This is a genomic window from Arachidicoccus sp. (assembly GCF_050436765.1).
GTDB lineage: Bacteria > Bacteroidota > Bacteroidia > Chitinophagales > Chitinophagaceae > Arachidicoccus.
Genome location: NZ_JBNQGD010000429.1, coordinates 1 through 22,430, shown reverse-complemented (window position 1 = coordinate 22,430; position 22,430 = coordinate 1). Strand labels below are relative to the sequence as shown.

12 protein-coding genes are annotated in these 22,430 nt (G+C 36.4%); 11 read left to right on the top strand and 1 reads right to left on the bottom strand.

Features of this window, described 5'->3' with window-relative positions; translation table 11 throughout:
• The coding region (locus ACQR30_RS18160) for a phosphoenolpyruvate carboxylase (RefSeq protein ID WP_429737217.1) at positions 1 to 1,735 on the top strand (1,735 nt) is incomplete at its 5' end.
• A 411-nt stretch (positions 1,736 to 2,146) separates the two neighbouring features.
• Positions 2,147 to 2,818: a DUF1345 domain-containing protein gene (locus tag ACQR30_RS18155; protein WP_429737216.1), complete on the top strand. Its 672-nt coding sequence runs from the start codon at positions 2,147 to 2,149 to the stop codon at positions 2,816 to 2,818.
• Between the two features lie 6 nt (positions 2,819 to 2,824).
• Here the strand turns inward: ACQR30_RS18155 and ACQR30_RS18150 are convergent, their stop codons facing one another.
• A complete protein-coding gene (locus ACQR30_RS18150; RefSeq protein WP_429737215.1) occupies positions 2,825 to 4,549 on the bottom strand; it encodes a hypothetical protein in 1,725 nt (574 codons plus the stop codon).
• Positions 4,550 to 5,050: 501 nt separating this feature from the next.
• Between ACQR30_RS18150 and ACQR30_RS18145 the strand changes: the two genes are divergently transcribed.
• The 9 genes from ACQR30_RS18145 to ACQR30_RS18105 form a co-directional block, all read left to right on the top strand.
• A complete protein-coding gene (locus ACQR30_RS18145; protein WP_429737214.1) occupies positions 5,051 to 9,064 on the top strand; it encodes a hybrid sensor histidine kinase/response regulator transcription factor in 4,014 nt (1,337 codons plus the stop codon).
• A gap of 251 nt (positions 9,065 to 9,315) precedes the next feature.
• Positions 9,316 to 11,187 carry a glycoside hydrolase family 2 protein gene (locus ACQR30_RS18140; RefSeq protein WP_429737213.1) on the top strand — a complete coding sequence of 624 codons (1,872 nt, stop codon included), beginning with the start codon at positions 9,316 to 9,318 and terminating at the stop codon, positions 11,185 to 11,187.
• Between the two features lie 176 nt (positions 11,188 to 11,363).
• Positions 11,364 to 12,605, top strand: coding sequence for a DUF2264 domain-containing protein (locus tag ACQR30_RS18135; RefSeq protein ID WP_429737212.1), 1,242 nt, complete (start codon positions 11,364 to 11,366; stop codon positions 12,603 to 12,605).
• 597 nt (positions 12,606 to 13,202) lie between these two features.
• A complete protein-coding gene (locus ACQR30_RS18130; protein WP_429737211.1) occupies positions 13,203 to 16,217 on the top strand; it encodes a SusC/RagA family TonB-linked outer membrane protein in 3,015 nt (1,004 codons plus the stop codon).
• 20 nt (positions 16,218 to 16,237) lie between these two features.
• Positions 16,238 to 17,869: a RagB/SusD family nutrient uptake outer membrane protein gene (locus ACQR30_RS18125; protein ID WP_429737210.1), complete on the top strand. Its 1,632-nt coding sequence runs from the start codon at positions 16,238 to 16,240 to the stop codon at positions 17,867 to 17,869.
• Positions 17,870 to 17,926: 57 nt separating this feature from the next.
• Complete coding sequence (locus ACQR30_RS18120) at positions 17,927 to 18,754, top strand: glycoside hydrolase family 16 protein (RefSeq protein ID WP_429737209.1); 828 nt, start codon at positions 17,927 to 17,929, stop codon at positions 18,752 to 18,754.
• Entirely contained in the window at positions 18,729 to 20,045 is a 1,317-nt protein-coding gene (locus tag ACQR30_RS18115) for a BNR repeat-containing protein (protein WP_429737208.1), read from the top strand. The genes ACQR30_RS18120 and ACQR30_RS18115 overlap by 26 nt, the downstream gene beginning before the upstream one ends.
• Positions 20,046 to 20,061: 16 nt before the next feature.
• Entirely contained in the window at positions 20,062 to 21,054 is a 993-nt protein-coding gene (locus ACQR30_RS18110; RefSeq protein ID WP_429737207.1) for a glycoside hydrolase family 43 protein, read from the top strand.
• 488 nt (positions 21,055 to 21,542) lie between these two features.
• The coding region (locus ACQR30_RS18105) for a TonB-dependent receptor plug domain-containing protein (RefSeq protein ID WP_429737206.1) at positions 21,543 to 22,430 on the top strand (888 nt) is incomplete at its 3' end.

The window sequence follows — 22,430 nt, the reverse complement described above, 5'->3', positions numbered from 1 at the left end:
GCGGCATAGGCTCACGTTTAAAGGAATTGAGGATATCGTAATTGGATTAGAAAAATCTTTTTATTCTTTATTATTTGAGCAAAATACAGAAATTCAAATTACACAAAGAGGTTTAATAAAAACTTTACGTGAACTGCGCGCAAAGATTATTGAAATGCACAATGGTCTTTTTGTGAATTTAGTTGATGAATTGATTGGGAAGATACAATTGTTTGGTGTGCACTTTGCGACTTTAGATATTCGTCAGGATAGTTCAATACATCATAAATTATTGCAACATTTGAGTGAAACCAAAAATGGTCTTACCGAAAGCTACAATACAATGTCGGACGGTGAAAAAATAAGTACTTTACTAAAAATTAAAACAAAGGTAAATGAAAAATTATTGACCGATGTATTGTTTAAAGATGTGATTGATTCTATGAAAACCATTAAAACCATTCAGGGTAAAAATGGTGAATTTGGCTGTAACCGTTATATCATCAGCCATTGCGAGTCCGCGTTGGATATGATAGAAGTATATGGTTTGCTGAAGTTGAGTGGTTGGAAGCCTGATGAATTGACCGTGGATATTGTGCCACTTTTTGAAACAATTGGGGATTTGAAAAGTGCGTCCTCTATAATGCAACAACTATATTCCAATGAAACATATAGAAATCATTTGAAAAAAAGAGGAGATGTGCAAACCATAATGTTGGGTTTTTCTGATGGTACAAAAGATGGGGGGTATTTGATGGCGAACTGGAGTATTTATAAGGCCAAAGAGGAACTGACAAGTATTTCTCGTCAATATGATATAGAAGTAGTCTTTTTTGATGGCCGTGGCGGCCCCCCCGCTCGGGGTGGTGGAAAAACACACAAGTTTTATGCTTCAATGGGAAGTAATATTGAAAATAAGGAAATTCAAATTACCGTGCAGGGGCAAACGGTAAGCTCCAATTTTGGCACAAAACAATCGGCTCAATACAATATTGAACAAATGTTGAATGCAGGAATCGCCAATGACGTATTACGTCCCGCGAAAGAAACATTTACAAAAGAAGAAGAAGCTTTATTAATCACCCTTTCAGAAGAAAGTTTCACTGCATATTGTGAATTGAAAAACGATCCTTCTTTCTTAGAGTACCTGGCGTTCGCGAGTCCCTTGCGTTTTTATGGAGCAACTAATATCGGAAGCCGCCCTACAAAACGTGCGGCGTCTAAATTAACTTTAGATAGTCTGCGTGCGGTGCCTTTTGCGGGGTCATGGAGCCAGTTAAAACAAAACGTTCCCGGGTATTATGGTGTTGGTACCGCATTGAAAGCGATGGAAACTGCTGGTAGATTCAAGGAGGTTCAAGCGTTATATAAAAAATCTCTGTTTTTCCGGGCATTAATCGATAACAGTGAGATGTCGATGAAGAAATGCTTCTTCCCGTTGACTCAGTTTCATGCAAATAACGAAAAGTACGGAGAGATTTGGCAGCAGATTTATCAAGAGTACTTGTTGTCTGAAAAAATGATTCTTAAATTAAACGGGCAAAATGAACTAATGGCCAACTATCCGGTAGAATCATTGTCTATTCAGATGCGAGAACGCATTGTATTGCCTTTGTTGACCATTCAACAATACGGTTTATATAAATTCACGCAATTGGATCAAAAGCAATCGCAAAGCGCCGTGAAAACTGTTTACGAAAAATTGATTATGCGTTGTTCCTTCGGAATTATAAATGCGGGAAGAAATTCAGCCTAATACAAAAAAGCAGCAATAAAATGCTGCTTTTTTATTGCGTTTTCAATGTAGATCTGTCAAAAATGGCGATAGAGGAAATAAAGAACTTGCTGAATGTATGTTGATAAGTGATTGAGTTGCTCTTACGGGGCTTTTTGCGTGGAATTGAGAGATGGATATTTGTAGGCAGATGAAGATGATAAATATGTTTTACCCTTACAAACTGGCAAATCGCTGTCTTGCATAAGGACATAATAGTCATTAAGTCGGTTAGATTTGCCATCCATATTGGCAATTTGAATGCTGGATTTAATTATTTGTAAAAGGACATACCGATTCATTTAAAATAGGAAGCGGAAAAGGTTAGGAATAGCTATTTTTTTATCTAGAATTATTAAATTCACTTTACCTTCATAAAACAATGCACAAATTATGGAGGAATATAAAGGTTCATTCGTCAATAAATTATCAGCCTTACAAAAACTGGTAATCAGCATTTTGGCAGCCATGTTAGCTTATTTTTTGTGTTCTATGAAACCATTGATGCACCTGGTATTTAGCTGGGATATTTTGTGTATTTGCTTACTGGTACTTACCTGGATTACTTTTTTTACGACACCAATACAACAGATAAGGTTACAAGCACAAAAACAAGATGACAGTAGAATTGTAATATTTATTCTTATTTTAGTTGCAACAAGTTTTAGTATGTTTTCGGTTGTAGAAATGATTGTGGGTAGTTCTACCGCAAATAGGTTTGAAACTCTTTATTTATCCGTTGGTATTGGATGCATGGTATTGTCTTGGGGGTTGGTGCACACTATTTTCGCGATCCGTTACGCGCACTTATTTTATGCGAAAGATAGGACGCATAAGGCGCCACACCAAGGGGGGCTGGATTTTCCGGGCGATAACAAACCAGATTTTATCGACTTCGCTTATTTCTCTTTCACTTTGGGAATGACTTTTCAAGTTTCTGATGTAGAGATAACCGACCGTCGAATTAGGCGTTTATCCTTACTTCATGGTTTATTCTCATTCGCCTTCAACGCTATTATTATTGCGCTTTCAGTAAATATTATTTCCGGATTAATTTCAAAATAGTATAGATTAGAAAATATCATTTCGAATATCGCTATTATATTGAATTAGTGAGGGTTCACTTACATAATTAGAGTTATACCTAAATCGTAGATTAGTCGTAATACCCACTTTAAATTGATGCTGTCCTGGAATTCTCTTCGGAAAATAAATGGCTTTTAACTCGATAGTGCCGAAAACTAGATTTTCATTTCTAGTGCGTAATCCACCACCAATACCGTAGAAAAAGGATGATTGATTTATACTTTTCGTGGTAGGAGGCAGATAAGATAAATCTCCTGTTAGAAAGGGAGCGAAAGAGAACCCAAACACTTTCCCTGGCGTATAAAACACAGTTTCACTTCGCAATGTGGCGCGTTGGTTGCCCTGGATTGAATCCTGAATAAAATCCTGTAAGCCAAAAGTATTATTGATTCTTAAGGGTTCTGCCACATAGGTGTTGAATTGACTGGTATAACTCAATCGCATAAATTGCCTGATTTTTAAATTATTCCAGACCATTAATCGACTATAAAATGATGAACCAAATAATATTGTCCCGTCTTGCAATCCACTGTTTAAAAAGGTACCTGTCCTTAAAAAGAACTGGACAATATCACCTTTCTCCGTATAAGCATATCTGTTAGCATCAATACCGATATACGGGCGTGACAAATCTTTTAACTTATACCACCCGCCAGTAAAAGAAAAATTAAAACCGTAAGGAATATCTTCGGTTGCGCCAAAACCCAATATATAGCGGGTCTTAAAAAATTTCTGCTTAAACAATGTAAACTGTGCCAGATATGCTTGCCTGTTATTGAGCATTTCCACGTACCTGTTTTGAAATTGATAAGGCGATTCCAAAAAATTATAAGTGTAATAGCGCAGGCTGATTACTTTTCTTAATGGTACTATATTTTCGCCCAGATGCCTTTTGGCGTCAATGTTATAGCCCACGGACGCGTCTAACATCCTATAATGATACTTGTAAAAGTTACTATCCAGACCCTCAAATGGAGGGAAACTATGCACCGACCATACATTACTTAAATGCAAAAAACCATAATAACTTGCGTATTGTGAATACAATGGTCTGTCAATGTTGATGTATGCACCATGTTCGTTCTTGTTATAATTATAAATATTGCTTCCAATATCCGAATAGCGTAAGCCTACATTGGTAAATGAATTCCCAATATTGTATTTTTCATATTCTGCACCTATTCCATAATTTGGATTTCTACTTCTATCTTGTAACATATCCACTGAAATAGATTGACCAAGCCCTAAAAAATTCTCATCGCCGACTGATAATTCCTGTTTATCCAGCGTAAAATTGTGGATACTGCCGGTAAGGCTGAATAGGTCTTTAGTAACTACTAACAAATCTACGGAGTCCGATGTAGGGCTAATGGATTTTACTAAGATACGCGAATCACGAATAAAGTTGAGTGAGCGCAAATACCTTTCGTTATCGGCAACAACATAAGCATGCAGGGAATCTCCTTTTTTTATAAACAGATTAGCCCGTATTACCCAGCTTTTAGAATTGTTATGCAAATGATTCAAAATATTGGTGCCGAAATATTTGATGCGGCTCGCCGTATCTGAGAAACTTCTTTCAAAACCAAACTCCCGAAACTCAATATTACGAATAATTTTCCCCTCGTAGGGTTGATAATAATTTTCAATGCGGGCATTATACTGTGCAGTAATGTCCGTAGTATCTATTTTGTGTCTTATACTTTGCATTCCCTTTTCTATCCATTTCCCAAAAAAGCTTTTTTCTTTTCTCGGCAACGAATCATTATTCTGTGCACGACTGCCCGCACAAAACAGTAAGGTGAAGAGGAGAAAGGATAGTATTGTTTTTAGGTTTACTTGCACAACTCAAAATAAACAAACATTTTCATTATTCGGAAATCTATTATAGAATTTTACCGCCGGGGCTACCAAAACTCGCTCTTTAGCTATTCTATCTATCTGTTTGGTTGAAATATTTTGAAAGTAATACATGTACACAGCCTATTTTGGAAGTTTATCTCATAAAAGAATATATAGGGATATTTAGCCAATATGCCTGACATTAAGAAAATATCTAAACGCCAGAAAGAAAATTGGAATGTAGAAAAGTTTGTCAATTATTATTTTGACAGAGAAATTTTTGTATTTTGTACCATTATTTGATTGTATAACGCGAAAGCTAAAATGCCGAAGAAATCTTATCTGCTATTTTTTTTATTTTATTTTTTAGTGATAAAAATAAATGCACAAAAAAGTGCTTCACTAAACAATTTGAGTTTTAAGGATGGCCTTTCTAACAACTCAGTTACTTGTCTAATGCAGGATGGTTATGGCTTTATGTGGATGGGCACCTATGACGGACTTAACCGTTTTGATGGTTATACATTCAAAACTTTTAGGAATCGTTGGATGGATACAACATCCTTAATTAATAATCACGTTGTTGCGCTCAGTCAAAATAATGCCTATTCTATTTGGGTAGGTACAATGAAAGGTGTTTCTCTATTTAATTATAAGAAATTCAAATTTTTCCCGGCTTCTTATATACCTTTTGGAGAGAGCAAAAGAAAGATAATTGACTCAAGAATAAAAGATATTATAAGTGATAGTTTAGGCAATACTTTTATTGCAACTGAAAACAATGGTCTGTTAGAAAAGAAAAAAAAACAGGATTATTTCGATCAAATTGCCTATCGGAAGAACCCAAACTTTAACGCTTCCTCTATCTGTTTGTTTAATCAAGAGGAAGTTTTTGTTTGTATCAAAGAAGTAGGCCTTTGTCTTTTCAGTAAACAAACAAATAAGTTTTCAGTAATCAATACTTCGCTAAATGATGCGACAAAATTGCTTTTTTGGAAAGAAAAAGATGCACTTCTGGTGGGTACCGAAAGTGGATTATATATCTATAACTTAAAAAGTGGTTCAAAAAGTGTTTTTAATCGCGCATTAGAACAAAGTAGTATCACCAATTTGTCTATGGATAAAGAAGGAGACTTATGGGTTTCAACCGATGGCAATGGCGCGGCAAAAATCACACTTAGAACAGGAAATATTTCGTTCGTGAAAGAAGGCCTTGAAAAAAATTCTTTAAAAAGTAATGCAGTTTATGCAGTCTATGAAGACGCCGCCAATAAGCAATGGATTGCTACTTTAAGAGGAGGCGTAAGTATTTTAAATCCTAAACCAAAGTTGTTTGATTTAATTCAGCATGACCCATACAATAAAAATTCTCTTATAAGTAATTTTGTTCTTTCCTTTTGCGAGGATGAAAAAAATAATATTTGGATCGGAACCGACGGAGGTGGCCTGAGTTATTGGAATCCGCGAACAAACGAATATAAGAATTATGTACACAATAGCAGTAATCCTAATTCGCTCACAGGTAATTATGTCGTAAGTATTTTAAATGATTATAAAAATAGAATATGGATTGCTACTTTTAATGGGGGGATCGATTTGTTTAATCCAAGCGACAATAGTTTTATCCACTACAAATGTTTTAATGCGATTAAAGGTAAATATGATGTCAATTTTTGGAAACTTTTTCAAGATTCTAAGCATAATATTTGGGTTGGAAGCACGCTTGGAGACGCCTTGTTTCGATTCAATGAAAAAGAAAACAAGTTTGAATTGTTTGATAACACACTTATAAATATTCATACACTTTTTGAAGATACAAAAGGTCGCTTATGGGTAGGAGATTACAGTAATTTAATTAAGATTGATACGGCTCATCAAAAACATACTTATTATAATGTTGGTTTCCCGGTAAGATCTATTATAGAAGATAATCAACAAAATATATGGCTCGGAACTGAAGGTGGCGGACTTCTTTTTTTTAATGAAAAAGATAAATCATTCATACATTATACGGAAAAAGACGGGTTGCCAAGTAACTCTGTTTTAAATATTTTGAAAGATAGTCTTGGTAACCTGTGGTGCAGTACCTATAATGGATTGGTCGAGTTTAATCCTCACACAAAACAGTGTATTAATTTCAATACAAATGATGGACTTCAAAGCAATCAATTCGGTTATAATGCTGCGCTTAAACTACGTGACGGCGAATTGCTTTTTGGAGGCATTAATGGTTTTAATATATTTAATCCCGGCAGCATAAAAAAGGCTTATAAAAAAGTTCCTTTATTATTAACCGATTTCAAAATAAATAACACCCCGATACAAAATACGAATTATTTACCCCAGAATTATACCCCGGTTAACTTTCCATCAATAACGATTCCTTTTGATCAGGCAAATATTTCTTTTAGTTATACGGGTTTGGAATATTCAGGTGCAGAAGATATTTCTTATGAATATATCTTAAAGGGCTGGGATAAAAGTTGGAACAAAGTTGGATCAATACGCAGCGCAACCTATTCACATCTTTATGAAGGCCATTATAAGCTAATTATCAATACTGTTTATGCCGATGGAACGAAAGGTATTGCGAGAGTCGTAAACATTACAGTTCTGCCGCCCTGGTATCGCTCTTGGTGGGCCTATTGTTTATATCTTTTTGCTTTTGGATTGGCTGTTTATCTATATCTCAGATATAGGCAGAATCAAATTAGATTAGCCTATGAGATGAAAATCACCAAGATAAATGCCGATGCAGAAAAGGAAATGAATGAACGAAAAATTTCCTTTTTTACCAATATCTCCCATGAATTTAGAACAATGCTCACCCTTATCATCAACCCGATAAAAGAGTTGATGAAATCGGATGATGGTTCCGAAAAACCGGAAGAAATACAAATAGCTTATAAGAATTCACGTAGGATGTTAAGCCTTGTAGGTCAGTTATTATTATTCAGGAAAGCAGACGTGGAAGAATATGAACTAAAAATTAGCAAGCTGAATTTATACGAGATTGGCAAAGATGTTTTCGACAGTTTTATTTATCAGGCAAAGACTAAAAAGATTACTTACACATACCTATGTGAGAATGAAAGTCTGAGCATTTATGGCGACTTTGAAAAGCTAGAAATTGCTTTATTTAATTTAATTTCTAATGCCATGAAATATACGCCTGAAAACGGCGAAATAATAGTAGAAATCACAGAAAATGAACAAAGGGTATTTATAACTATTTCGGACTCGGGCCAGGGTATATCCGAAGAAATCGGGGAAAAAGTATTTCAAAAATATTATCAAATACATTCTTTGGAAAGTACCACTAAAACGGGGTTTGGCATTGGGCTATTTTTGGTTAAAAATTTTATTGAACGCCATCATGGAATAATCAATTACAAAAGTCAAAGGAAAAAAGGGACTACGTTCACAATCGAGCTTTTGAAGGGCAAAGACCATTTTAAAGGAATAGAAATAATTGAAAGTGAATACCATGAGAAAGGTTTGGTAGAGGAAATAATTGATCAGGAGGATTCAAACTTTGAAGAACCTCCAGTAAATGCTAATCCGAAACCGGAAAATTTCCAAGATAAAATAATATCAGATAAGAAGACGATTTTAATTGCAGATGATAATGCAGAAATTAGAAATTATGTGTTTAGCTTATTTAGTAAAGATTACAACGTCATTCAATGTGATAATGGCAAAACAGCACTTGATGTTATAAAGAAACGGCACCCTGACCTTGTAATTTTGGATCTTATAATGCCGAAAATATATGGAGATGAATTATGTCAGCAAATTAAAAGCGATAGAAATCTAAATCATATTCCAATAATCATACTTACTGCAGAAGTCTCCGCTGAAATAAAATTGAGATGTGTAGAATCTGGCGCGGATGATTATATTACCAAACCTTTTGAAAAGGAATTTTTGATCGCGCGCGTAAATAACCTGCTTAACACCAAAAATAATTTACAAAAGTATTTTTACAACGAAATAACCCTACAAGAGAATAGTCAAAACATTTCACCGGAAGATAAAGCCTTCTTAGACAAATGTATTGAAATAGTCGAAGAGAATTTAGATAATACCGAGTTCGATATAAAGATATTAGCAGATGAAATGTGTATGAGTCACTCCAAACTATATAAGAAAATCCACTATATATCCGGATATTCTGCAAATGGATTTGTAAGGTTTGTCCGCTTAAGAAAAGCGGCCGAGATGTTTATCAACACAAATAATAATGTTAGTGAAACAGCTTTGACAGTTGGGTTTGGAGATGTAAAATATTTTCGTACCCAGTTCCAGAAAACCTTTGGCATGACGCCATCTAATTACATTAAAAAATATAGAAAGCCATTTCAAGATTCTTATTCTTTATAATTGAAAGGGGCCATTATTGATTTTGCGATGGCTTTATTCTTTTTGCTCCCCATTCAAATTAGTAGCATTAGTGAATCAATGGTTTTTACAATTATGGACCGATTATACTAAAATGTACCTTTATATTACTAAAATGCACCCTATAACTAATACAAATATGTCCTAATTTGCACAGACATTTGTTTATTGGATCTATACACAACGATTCAAAATGCCATGTTCAACGTTAATTTATTTAAGCAATATCATATATGTTTTATCTGAAAAGAAGTTTACCTGTTTTGTTTTTCTGTTTTTGCCTTGCTATCTCAGCTCGGTCGCAGGACAGTTTAATTACCAATATTCCCGGTCGGGAGATTATTAGTCTTAATGGCAGTTGGCAGTATATTATGGATCCCTATGAAACAGGTTTCTATGATTACCGGTACAAAGAATTAGCTCAAAACAATCCGTCTGCTTACTGGTCATCAGATATTCCAGCCGGCAAATCGGATATGAAAGAATTTGGCTATAGCGACAAATACACATTGCAAGTGCCAGGGGATTGGAATCATCAATACCCAAAGTTTCAATACTACGAAGGTACCGTATGGTACAAAAAATCTTTTGATTATAATACAAAGCCGGCCGACACGCATGTTTATCTCTATTTTGGGGCAGTTAATTATCGGGCAGATGTTTATCTTAATGGAAAGAAATTGGGGATGCACATTGGTGGCTTTACCCCTTTTAATTTTGAAATTCCCAAAGGCTTGCTCAAGTCAAAAAATAATTATTTGGTTGTCAGGGTCAATAATAACCGTCATAAAGACGATGTTCCTACACTCAATACCGATTGGTGGAATTATGGTGGCATTACGCGCAATGTTTCTTTAGTGGAGCTACCTAATTTATTTATTAGAGATTATTTTATTCATCTTAAGAGAGCAGCGGCCGGAAGTGCTCCTGCGACAAAAAATGCAGAAGTTATCGGATGGATAAAGTTGAATAAAGTGCCCGCCGCCCAAGAAAAAATATCGATTGAAATTCCCGAGTTGAATTTTAAAAAGGAATTCTCAACTACCGGACAAACATTAACCGTCAATTTTACTTTGCCCCACATACAGCTGTGGTCCCCCAAGCAGCCCAAACTCTATAAAGTAATCATAGGTACTCAAAATAGCTCAATAACTGACAAGATTGGGTTTAGAACTATTGAGGCATATAAAAAACAAGTGCTGCTTAATGGTAAACCGCTTTTTATGCGTGGCATTAGTATTCACGAAGAAATTCCACAAGAGCAGAGAAGGGCATATAGCCAACAAGACGCGGCTTATTTATTGCATCAAGCCAAAGAATTAGATTGCAATATGGTGCGCTTGGTCCATTATCCACACGACGAAACGATGACCAGGCTGGCTGATTCTTTAGGCATATTGGTTTGGTCGGAAATTCCTGTCTATTGGACGATTGATTTTGGCAATAAATCTGTTTATGAAAATGCCCAGAGTCAATTGGAGACGATGATTACCAGAGACCATAATCGCGCGAGCGTTATTATTTGGTCAGTAGGCAATGAAACACCTGTAAGTCCTACGAGAACTAATTTTATGCATGCACTTATCAATAAAGCGCATCAAATGGATAATACTAGAATGGTTTCTGCCGCCTTGGAAGTAAATTATGATTCGGGCAAAAAATTGAATGTAATAAATGATCCCTTGGGAGCTTATGTAGATCTGGTCGCTTTTAATGAATATTTAGGTTGGTATGGAGGTTCTCCCGATAAATGCAGAACGACTAATTGGTCCACTATATATGACAAGCCTTTATTTATTAGTGAGACCGGTGCAGGCGCAAAATACGGTTTTCATGCGGATTCTCTTACCAGATTCAGTGAACAATATCAGGCTTGGTACTATAGAGAACAAATAGCCATGCTACAACGTATGCCTAAAAACTGGGTGGGTATGTCCCCTTGGGTTTTGGCCGATTTTAGATCTCCCAGAAGGAATAATCCAATCTATCAGGAAGGCTGGAACCGCAAAGGACTGTTTGATAATAAAGGCAATAAAAAAGAAGCATTTTATATCCTTCAAGCATATTATAAAGATTTGGAGAAAAAAGAAGCAAATCAACAGTAATGGTAGCAAAGCCATTTTCATTCAAATCCCATCATGTTTTTCTGTGAACCAAACCATCTTGCGACTTAGATCTCGCAAGCTAAAGATCCGTGAGGGGATGGTAGCTTTCACATAACTTCGTTAGCAAAATATGCTATGGAAGCAATATTGTTTGAAGTAAAATAAATCAAAGTTTTATGAAACGAATTTACTTAGTTCTTACGCTTTTATTGATAGCCGTACTTTGCCATGCTCAGCCTATAGCAGAGAATAGCAATCAAGGAATTAAAGAAAGATCCTTTCTTGTAGAGACATTAAGCAAAATTGCAAATCCCGTTTTAGTAGCGCTCAGTAAAAATGAGTTACACAAAACAATGCCGGTAGAATCTTCCGGAAATCATAGAGAGCGCTACACCCATTTGGAGGCCTTTGGCCGCTTGTTATCAGGCATGGCACCCTGGCTAGAACTAGGTCCCGATCATACGCAGGAAGGCAGACTTAGAGGTAAATATATTGCTTTGGCGAGAAAATGTTTATACAATGCTACAGACTCTACAGGAGCCGATTATATGAATTTTAGTTCTAACGGTCAACCCATAGTTGATGCAGCATTTTTGGCCCAGGGTCTACTGCGGGCCCCTAACGAACTCTGGTATCCTTTGAACCCTGAAACAAAGGCAAATATTATTGCCGCTTTAGAAAAATGTAGTTCAACAACCCATTTTCAAAATAACTGGGTCATGTTTAGTGCTACAGTTGAAGCAGCTTTATACAAATTCGCTGGAACATTTCATCGCGAAGAAACAATTGCCTATATTGACAAATGCCTGAGTTATTATAAGGGTGATGGTACTTATGGGGATGGACAGGTTTTTCATTGGGATTACTACAATAGCTATGTCATACAGCCCATGCTGCTCGATGTATTAAAAGCCATTATAGAGACCGATAGTGCCAAACAGGTTGCCGATGAAGATCTAAAGATTAAATATCAAACAGTTTTGAAACGTGCGAGGCGTTACGCAGAGATCCAGGAGATGATGATTTCTCCCATTGGCACTTATCCTGTTGTTGGACGTTCTTCTACTTATCGTTTTGGCGCTTTCCAACTACTATCACAGATCGCTCTATGGAAGCAATTACCTAAGCCACTACAACCACGGCAAGTTCGGGCCGCTTTATACGCGGTGATAAAAAACCAAATAAATGCAAAAGGAACTTTCGATAAGGATAACTGGTTGCAAATAGGGGTATATGGTCACCAACCAAATATGGGTGAAGAATATATTTCTACAGGCAGCCTTTACCTGTGTTCCGAAGCCTTCTTGATGTTAGGTTTGCCCACATCAGATACCTTCTGGCAAGGAAATGACAAAGATTGGACCTCTAAGAAAATATGGAGTAGCCAAAATACTACGCGCGATCATTCATTAAATTAATTAAATAATTGTATTCGGGTTTTGTTCCGATTCCCCTCTTTTTTATAGTAAAAGAGGAAAATGTTAATGAAATGAAGTCAAAGTGTCAATGAATTCTAAAAATAAATGTCAATTAATCCGTTTCCTGCCCTTTTATAGCCGACATTTTAGATTTAATAAGAAAAGTCATGACAAAACAAACACCCCGCGTACAAAATACCGCTTCCCAATAAACCGCTGCCTACCATCGTTTTACCGGAGTATATTAAATATTTCTTTCTGATTTATTGGAATTTATACCAAAACAGACGAGTAGGAAAAATTGTTAATACAATGCAGTCAAAATGCTAATAAATCCTAAAAAGACCCCTTTTTATACCGTTTTGTCCCCGTAGATAGAGAAAATTAAAGGGTAATTTGCACTAACAATTGTATGTAAGTGGGTTGCTTCCATAAATAGTATATTGTACATTTAATATCATTAATCAATAGTAAATATGGTTACAATAGGTAATGTAAGGAACCAAAATGTCAAAGTTAAATTTAAAAAATAGACCAACTTGGAAAGGCGTGAATTCTGTAAAATATTTGTTAACAAACACTCAATTAATTAATCCGATGAGACATAACTTTATTTCTCCCAAATATGGAAATGGGAAACCAAAGGTGTTACTCGCTACATTTCTTCTGCTTTTTATGTTCTTTTTTATTTTGGCAGTTCCAGTTATGGGGCAAAACAAATTAGTTGTAAAAGGAACCGTGGTTAATGAAAAAGGGGAGCCTTTATCAAATGTTTCAGTTTTGCTTGCAGGAACTAAAACGGGGACATTAACAAACACAAACGGTGCTTTTGAAATTACTGCACCAACTGCGGCTACTCTGATTTTCTCGTTTATTGGCTATGAAAGCCAAAATCTTGTCGTAGGTAACCAAACCAATTTAAAAATTATCTTGAAAAGCAGTAAGGCTAATTCATTAAATGCTGTAATTGTAGTCGGTTACGGAACACAAAAGAAAACAGATGTAACGGGGGCTATTTCCTCCGTGCCTAAAGGCAGATTAACGCAGATACCCTCAACAAATGTTATGCAGTCGGTTGAAGGTAGTGTACCAGGACTAACTATTAGCAGCACTTCTAGCGTACCCGGTAAGCAACCCGATATTATGATTCGTGGACAAAATTCTATCGGTGCCGGTACCGGGCCGTATATTGTCGTAGATGGAATTCCGCTTATTCAAACCCAAGGCGGGAATTTAAATGACATAAATCCAAATGATATTGAATCGATTCAGGTATTAAAAGATGCATCAGCTACGGCTATTTATGGAGTAAGGGGTTCTAATGGTGTTATTTTGATAACAACCAAACGGGGCAAAATGGGAAAGCCTCAACTTAGCTATAACGGTTACACCGGTGTGGAGAATATTGCACATATTTTAACTCCTAGATCTGCGGCCCAATACATCCAAAAATATGCGGATTATTTGTCCGCCACCGGACAGACGCAAACAAGCCCTGTTCCCAATTATTCAGAGCTACCTAATTATAATAATGGTAAAACAATTGATTGGGTTAAACAAGTAACCCAAACAGGTATCATGCAGGACCATAACCTAACGGTTTCCGGGGGATCAGATAATGTAAAATACTATGTTGGTGGAGAATACATGGATCAAAAAGGGGTTATCAAAGGTTATCAATATAAACGAGTAAATATTCGATCAAATCTGGATATTACTATTACCAATTTCCTCAAAATTGGAATGTCTTCTTTCTTGACTTCGAACAATTATGACGGAGGGCGTGCCAATCTGTTATTGGCGACCGCTATGAGTCCATACGGAAATGAATACAATGCAGATGGCACTTATTCTATTTACCCCATGTATCCCGAGCTGTTATACACAAATCCTTTATTAGGTCTTACAACACAACAGATCAACAGAAATGTAAGCATCAATGGAAATGCTTATGCCGAGGTCACCTTTCCAGGTGTATTAAAAGGGCTGAAATATAGATTAAATGCCGGTTATATTTACTTGCCCGAAAGATCGGCAAGTTATACCGGCCGTGCAGATAATGATATGTTAGGCACAGCAAGTATAACAAATGCGCACACCAATAATTACACGATAGAGAATTTATTATATTATGATAAAGATTGGGGAAAACACCATATAGACTTTACTGGATTATATAGTGCACAACAACGCCTTTACATTACTGCTACGGCTGGGGCAAAAGGCTTTGTCAACGATATTATTTCTTTTAATAATTTGGGTGCAGGCGCAACGCAAACAAGCAGTTCTTATAGTAATCGTTATGGGTCCAATTCACAAATGGGAAGAATAAATTACAATTACGACAGTCGTTATTTACTTTCTTTAACAGCTCGTCGAGACGGCGCATCTGTCATGGGCGCAAATACCAATAAGTATGGACTATTTCCTTCAGCCGCTTTTGGCTGGAATATTAGCAGGGAGAATTTCATGAAAAATGTATCTTTTGTAAATAACTTAAAGCTGAGAGCCTCTTACGGTAAAACAGGTAACGAAGGTATTGAAGTCTATCAAACCATTACAACAGATAACTCTGTCCGTTATCCGTTCAATGGGGTGAGTACAATTGGTGTGTTAGCTGGAAATTTGGGAAATGCTAATTTACATTGGGAAAGCACAAAAACATTTAACCTGGGTTTGGATTTCTCATTGTTAAACAATAGAATTTCCGGCACCATTGATGCCTATAAGAATAACACGTATGGGTTGATCTTAAAAAGAAGTATACCTATTATTACTGGTTATTCATCTGTGTTGGATAATATTGGTAAAACAAAAAATCAGGGATTAGAACTTAGCCTCAGCTCGCAGAACATTACTAATGGTTTATTTAAATGGGAAACTTCAGTCGTTTTCTCCACCAATCGCAATAGAATCGTTGAATTATATGGTGATGGCAAAGATGATATAGGTAACAGATGGTTTATTGGAAAGCCGATCGGAGTAATTTATGATTATAAAATGCTGGGCGTATGGCAAACGGGGGAGGATCCTTCTCAGGTGGACCCTACTGCAAAAGCTGGCGATTTGAAATTTGTTGATTTAAATGGAGACCACCAAATTACCGCCGATGATAGAGAGATTTTAGGCCAAACCAGCCCTAAATGGACTGGTGGAATTACCAACACTTTCCATTACAAGAACTTTAATTTGAATATTTTCATTCAAACAGTTCAAGGCGCTATGAAAAATGATCCCGATTTAACTTATGCGGATGAATCAGGCAGAAGAAATACGCCTGCAGTAATTGGATATTGGACGCCAACAAATAGTAATAATGACTTTCCTTCATTGGCCTATAATAATACCAGAGGCTACGGTTGGGCGAGAAATGCAAGTTACACTAGATTGAAAGATGTTACCCTGAGTTATGTTTTTTCTCAAAAGATTCTTGACCATTTAGGATTAGCCGGATTAACAATTTATGCTACAGGTAAGAATCTATATACCGATACTAAATGGATAGGCTGGGACCCAGAAGATAATTATTCTTCAAGAGGTTCAGGAGACTGGACAAACAATTACCCATTAACCCGCTCTTATGTATTTGGCCTGAATATATCATTGAAATAATCATTCTAAAAATATTTGAAATGAAAAAGTATATATCCATTTTTATATTGGCACTTATCTGTCTTACAAGTTTTTCTTGTAAGAAAAGCTATCTCAATGAGACGCCATACTCATCTTATACACCTGTTACACTTACGGATTCACTAGGTTTTGACGCGGCTTTAGTAGGTCTGTATAATCAATTGAGTAATTATTATTCTTGGTCATCCCATCAAGGGTGGCCCAGTGTCTGGGCGGTTGGCACCGATATTGCCAATGCAACGGCAAGCCAGGAAGGCGTTGAAATACCCTATTATAATTATAGCACGTTAACCTCAACGGATGTCGCAGCAAATCATATTTGGACGCTCAACTATCAAATGGTAAATCTTACAAATGTTATCATTGATAATGTCGAAAGTTCTAATCTTACTTCTGTTTCACAATCAGATAAAAACTCAGTCGACGCGGAAGCAAAATTCTTCAGGGCATATGCCTATAATGAATTGGCGACACTTTTTGGGAGTGTGCCATTGGTGGAACATGCGGTTAGCGGTCCCCAAACTAATTTTACTAGAGCACCACTCGATCAAGTAAATAATCTTATTACTTCCGACCTGAATTTTGCGGCGACACATTTACCTGATATTGAGGCTATGCCTTCAAATTCCAAGGGCAAATTGTATGGACGTGCCAATAAATATATGGCGATGCAACTTTTGGCAAAAGCTTATTTAAGAATTGGAAAAGCAGATTCTGCCGAAATACAAACCCAAGCTATCATCAATAGCGGTAAGTTTAGTTTGATTAATCATAGATATGGCGTTGTATCTAATCTGCCTGGTGATTATTATTCGGATATGTTTCATTACGGAAATGAAAGAAGAGCTCAAGGTAATACCGAAGCTATTTGGGTCCTGGAAGAAGAAAATCCAAGTACAGTTGTTGGCGGCATTACAGACAATCCGCAGCAAAGACGCGTGTGGACCTCAGCATATTATAATATTGCTGGAATGGTCATTTGTGATTCTTTAGGAGGCAGGGGAATTGCCAGGTTACGATTAAGTAATTGGGTACTTTATGACCTGTACCAGCCTGGCGATATCAGAAATTCTCCCTATAATATTCGTAGAAAATATTATTATAACAACCCTACAAGCCCCAAATTTGGCCAGCAGGTTCCTTATACTGGTCCTGACACATTGTATAAGATATGCCCCTGCACAACAAAATGGGGCCAATTCGACCCCAATGACGTCTTTGGTTATGCAATGATTAAAGATTTTATTCTTATGAGATTAGGAGAAACCTATTTGCTTCAAGCGGAAGCTCAATTTGATCAAGGCAAGTTACAAGATGCGGCAAATAGTATAAATGTGTTACGTCAAAGAGCTTTTGCAAACTATCCTACAGAAGGAAAAGTGTCTGCTTCAGACATTACACTGAATTTTATATTGGATGAAAGAGCGAGGGAGTTGCTGGGCGAAGAAAACAGAAGAGAAACCCTTATGCGTACCGGGACTTTGGTCAAAAGAGCGATGCAGTTAAATGCTAATGACGCACAACATCCAATTTCCGGGCTAACCAATACCAATTTGCTGCTACCAATTCCACTAAGTGAAATACAATTGAATAAAGATGCGGTATTAGAGCAAAATCCCGGTTATAATTAATATTTTTCAAAGTCGAGAAGCGCTTGTAAGGCGGCGTTTCTCGATGTTTATCTTTTTATGCTAAACAAAAGACTCTTTATTTTCCTGTTCTTTCTCTTGGGCGTTTTGCCCTTTGCCAATAGTCAAAAAAAAGCATATCAACTTGTTTGGTCGGATGAGTTCAACAATAACGGCCAGCCCGATTCGACCGTATGGCAGTTTGAACATGGCTTTGTGCGCAATCATGAAGCTCAATGGTATCAGCCTCAAAATGCTTACTGCAAAAATGGGAAGTTGATGATAGAGGCTAAGAAAGCACACCGGAAAAACCCTCATTATAAACTTGGAAATAAAAGCTGGAAAGCGAATAGAGAATGGATAAATTATACGTCGGCGAGTCTTAATACACGTGGTCATAAAACCTGGAAGTATGGGCGGTTTGTCATGAGGGCAAAAATTGATACGAGCTTAGGACTTTGGCCCGCTTTCTGGACATTGGGTGTAAAAGGCCAATGGCCCTCTAGTGGAGAGATCGATATTATGGAGTTTTATCGGCACCATCTATTAGCAAATATTGCTTGTGGCACCCAAACACAAAATGTAGCAAAATGGTATAGCAATAAAAGAGCTATTAATTTTTTTAAGCAAAAAAACTGGAGTAAGCATTTCCATATCTGGCGGATGGATTGGACAGCTCAGAAAATAAGTTTGTATGTAGATGATTTCTTGATGAATAGCATACCAGTCGATAGCCTGGTAAACGCAAATGGTGTAAATCCATTTAGGCAACCACAATATATTTTATTAAATTTAGCATTGGGCGGAGACAATGGTGGAGATCTATCACAAACTCCGTTTCCTTCCAAATACGAAATAGATTATGTTAGAGTTTATCAAAAGAAATAAGTATTGGGGTCCTTTATTTATCGCATTGCTTTTTTACACAAATGCAAATGCGCAAAAACTGATTCCGGTTGCTAAAGGCTGGGCACACAACTCCGTCAACACGGTAATCTTCAGGAAAAATTCATTGGCAACTTTTAAGCATTGGCAATACATTGCCTATTACGATGAACAGCAAAATGTAGTCGTTGGGAAACGAAGAATTAACGCTTCTAAATGGAATCTTCATCGAACAAAATTTAAAGGAGATGCCTCTGATGCGCATCGTTGCATCTGTATTGAGGTCGATGGCGATGGCTATTTACATCTAGCTTGGGATGAACATAATAGTCCGCTGAATTATGCCAAAGGAATTGCTCCTGGTTCATTGGAATTCGGCAGTAAAATATCAATGTCCGGCAACTTAGAGAAGCGGGTCACTTATCCAGAATTTTACAGATTAGCAAATGGTGATTTATTGTTTTTTTATCGAAATGGACAGTCGGGTCAAGGTAATTTAGTCATCAATAAATATGAATTAAAATATAAAAAGTGGACACAGCTTTATAATAATTTGATTGATGGCGAAGGACAGCGCAGCGCCTATTGGCAAACATTTGTTGATGCAAAGGGTTATATTCACATCTCTTGGGTTTGGCGTGAAAGTGCTGATGTTGCCAGTAATCACGACTTGTGTTATGCCGTTTCAAAAGATGGAGGCATTACTTGGCAAAAGTCAGATGGAGAAAAATATGATTTACCCATTACGAAAGCTTCGGCAGAATATGCTTGTCACATTCCGGAAAATAGCGAATTAATCAACCAAACTTCAATGACAGCCGATAAATCAGGTATACCTTTTATCGCTACTTACTGGAAAGACAAAGGCGCTAATGTGCCTCAATATCATCTGATATTTTTAAAAAATGACAAATGGGTTACGCAAACGCTACAATTAAGGCATACCAATTTTAGCCTTTCAGGAATGGGTACAAAACAGATTCCTATATCAAGGCCTCAAATCATCTGTAAAGAAAAACAAGGAAAAGAAATAGTGGGTATTCTTTATCGAGATAAAGAAAGGTCCAATAGGGTTTCTTTAGCATTAAATAAGGATGTCTTTAAAGGAAATAATTGGCAAACAAAAGATATTTACCATGACAATTTAAAATCTTGGGAGCCTACTTTTGATGTTGATTTATGGAAGCGAAAAAATAGATTAGACATTTTCGTACAAAGAGTAGAGCAGGCCGACGGCGAAGGAATATCTACATTAGAGCCGCAATTAATTCAGGTATTGGAATATCGATTTTGAATAGAAAATATGGCTTATGAAACTTAAACAATTCAGCCTCTTGTTGGCCATTGCGATAACGATAAATGTATCTCATGCGCAACTTAAAAAGCAGAAAAATACTTCTTTCAAAGTTGGTCAACTTTGGTATGATACCGAAGGTAATTTAATAAATGCTCATGGAGGGACTATCCTTTATTTCAAACATATTTATTATTGGTTTGGGGAAAAAAGAGGGGATCATCAGTCACAGGGAATTACTGTTTACACTTCAAAGGACTTGTATAATTGGCAGTATAAAGGCGTCGTATTTGAACAATCAAAAGATGCCACAAGTCCTATCGCTGAAGGTGGGATTATGGAGCGGCCAAAAGTTATTTATAACAAAAAGACAAAGAAGTTTGTGCTTTGGTTTCATTTAGAAATTAGAGGCAGAGGCTACAATGCAGCAGAAGTAGGTGTTGCAGAAAGTAATCATATCCTAGGACCATATAAATATGTGCGCAGTTTTAGGCCCAATGGAAATATGTCGCGTGATATGACTATTTATAAAGATGATGATGGCAAGGCTTACGAAATATATTCTTCCAGAGATAACTACGACATGCGTATCGTTCAATTAACCGATGATTATTTGAACGTTACAAAAAAAGATTCTTTATTATTCTCAAAACATCGGGAAGCACCAGCAATTTTTAAATACAATCATCAATATTACTTAATTACAAGTGCTTGTACTGGCTGGGCTCCCAATGAAGCAGCATTATGTGTTGCAAATAATTTATATGGCCCATGGAAAATGCTGGGCAATCCAATGAAAGGAGAGAAGAGTAAAACAACTTTTGATGGACAACCAGCATTTATTCTCCCTCTGCCCAATAAGAAAAACTGTTTTATTTATGTAGGAGATAAATGGAATCCGAAGGACTTAATGGATAGCCGTTATCAGTTTTTGCCTATTAAAATAACTGCGGGAGGGGTCGCTATTCCCTGGGAAGAGAATTGGTCCCTAAATATATTTGATAAATAATTTTTATAATAATAGGCCTGACAGACATGGCTGCTGATTCATTTCAAATCCGGTGAAGAATGCTATTATTATTACAAAAAAAATGGGGCCGCTGCGGTCATAATGTTAATGCGATTTCTATAATTTTAACTAAATTCCTATAATTTTAAACAAATTGCCTTTCAACGCATCCTTAAATCTAAGGTTAGATTAACGCGTTAGTCTTTTTTTAATTGTAATTGAGACAAATGTTAAACAATACCAAAATAACCCCTATATATTATCGTTTTACCCCCTAATCTATCGGCTTTTTTATCATTCTTTTGTAGAATAATTAACGAATTAAACGAAAAATTTTACCATTTAGACCCATGCTTATGATTTTACCATTCATGATTTCTTCTTAAAAAACTACAGGATTACTCCTTTTAAAAAGAAAACAAATAGAAGACGTTTGTCAAATTTTATTTCCTAATTCATCTCTAAACTCAAAACTGCGATAATCAAATATGAAAAAAAAATCATTCAATATCCTTTTACAATGTTTAATAATTGTATTATTGACAATTAGCTATGCCTTCGGACAAGATATCGTCGTAAAAGGGTTTATAAAGAACAGCGAGGGGGGGCTTATGTCTGGCGTAAGTGTCAAAGTAAAAAACACGACTATTGGCACAATGTCAAATACTTCAGGTTACTTCGAAATTCATTCCCCCAAAGATAGTACATTAGAATTCTCTTTTATCGGCTACGTGGTACAGGATATTAATCCTAACACTAAAGCCTCCAATGCCAATGGTATTTATAATGTAAACATTGTTTTGAAAGCAACATCAAATGATAATTTGGCAGATGTTGTACTTGTTGGATATGGTAAACAGAAAAAATCTACATTGATTAGTGCGATTACATCAGTTGATCCTAAAGAGTTGAAAGGTCCTACAAGTAATCTCACAACAATGCTTGCTGGGAAGGTTGCCGGAATGATTGCCTTTCAAAGGAGCGGCGAGCCGGGAAAAGACAATGCCTCCTTTTTTATCAGAGGAGTAGGAACATTTGGTACAGGTAAAGTCGATCCATTAATTCTAATTGATGGTATTGAATCATCTCCTACGGATTTAGCACGTCTTCAACCAGACGATATTTCTGGATTTTCTATCTTAAAAGATGCCACTGCCACTTCAGTATATGGAGCCCGTGGTGCTAATGGAGTAATTTTAGTTACTACTAAAATAGGTCAAATTAGTAAAATGCAGTTTAATTTTCGCATTGAAAATTCCAATTCCTCGAATACACAGAATATTAAGCTTGCTGATAATATTTCTTTCATGAATTTAGCCAACGAGTCCGTATTGACCAGAAGCCCTTTAAGCCCATTGCCCTATCTACAAACGAAG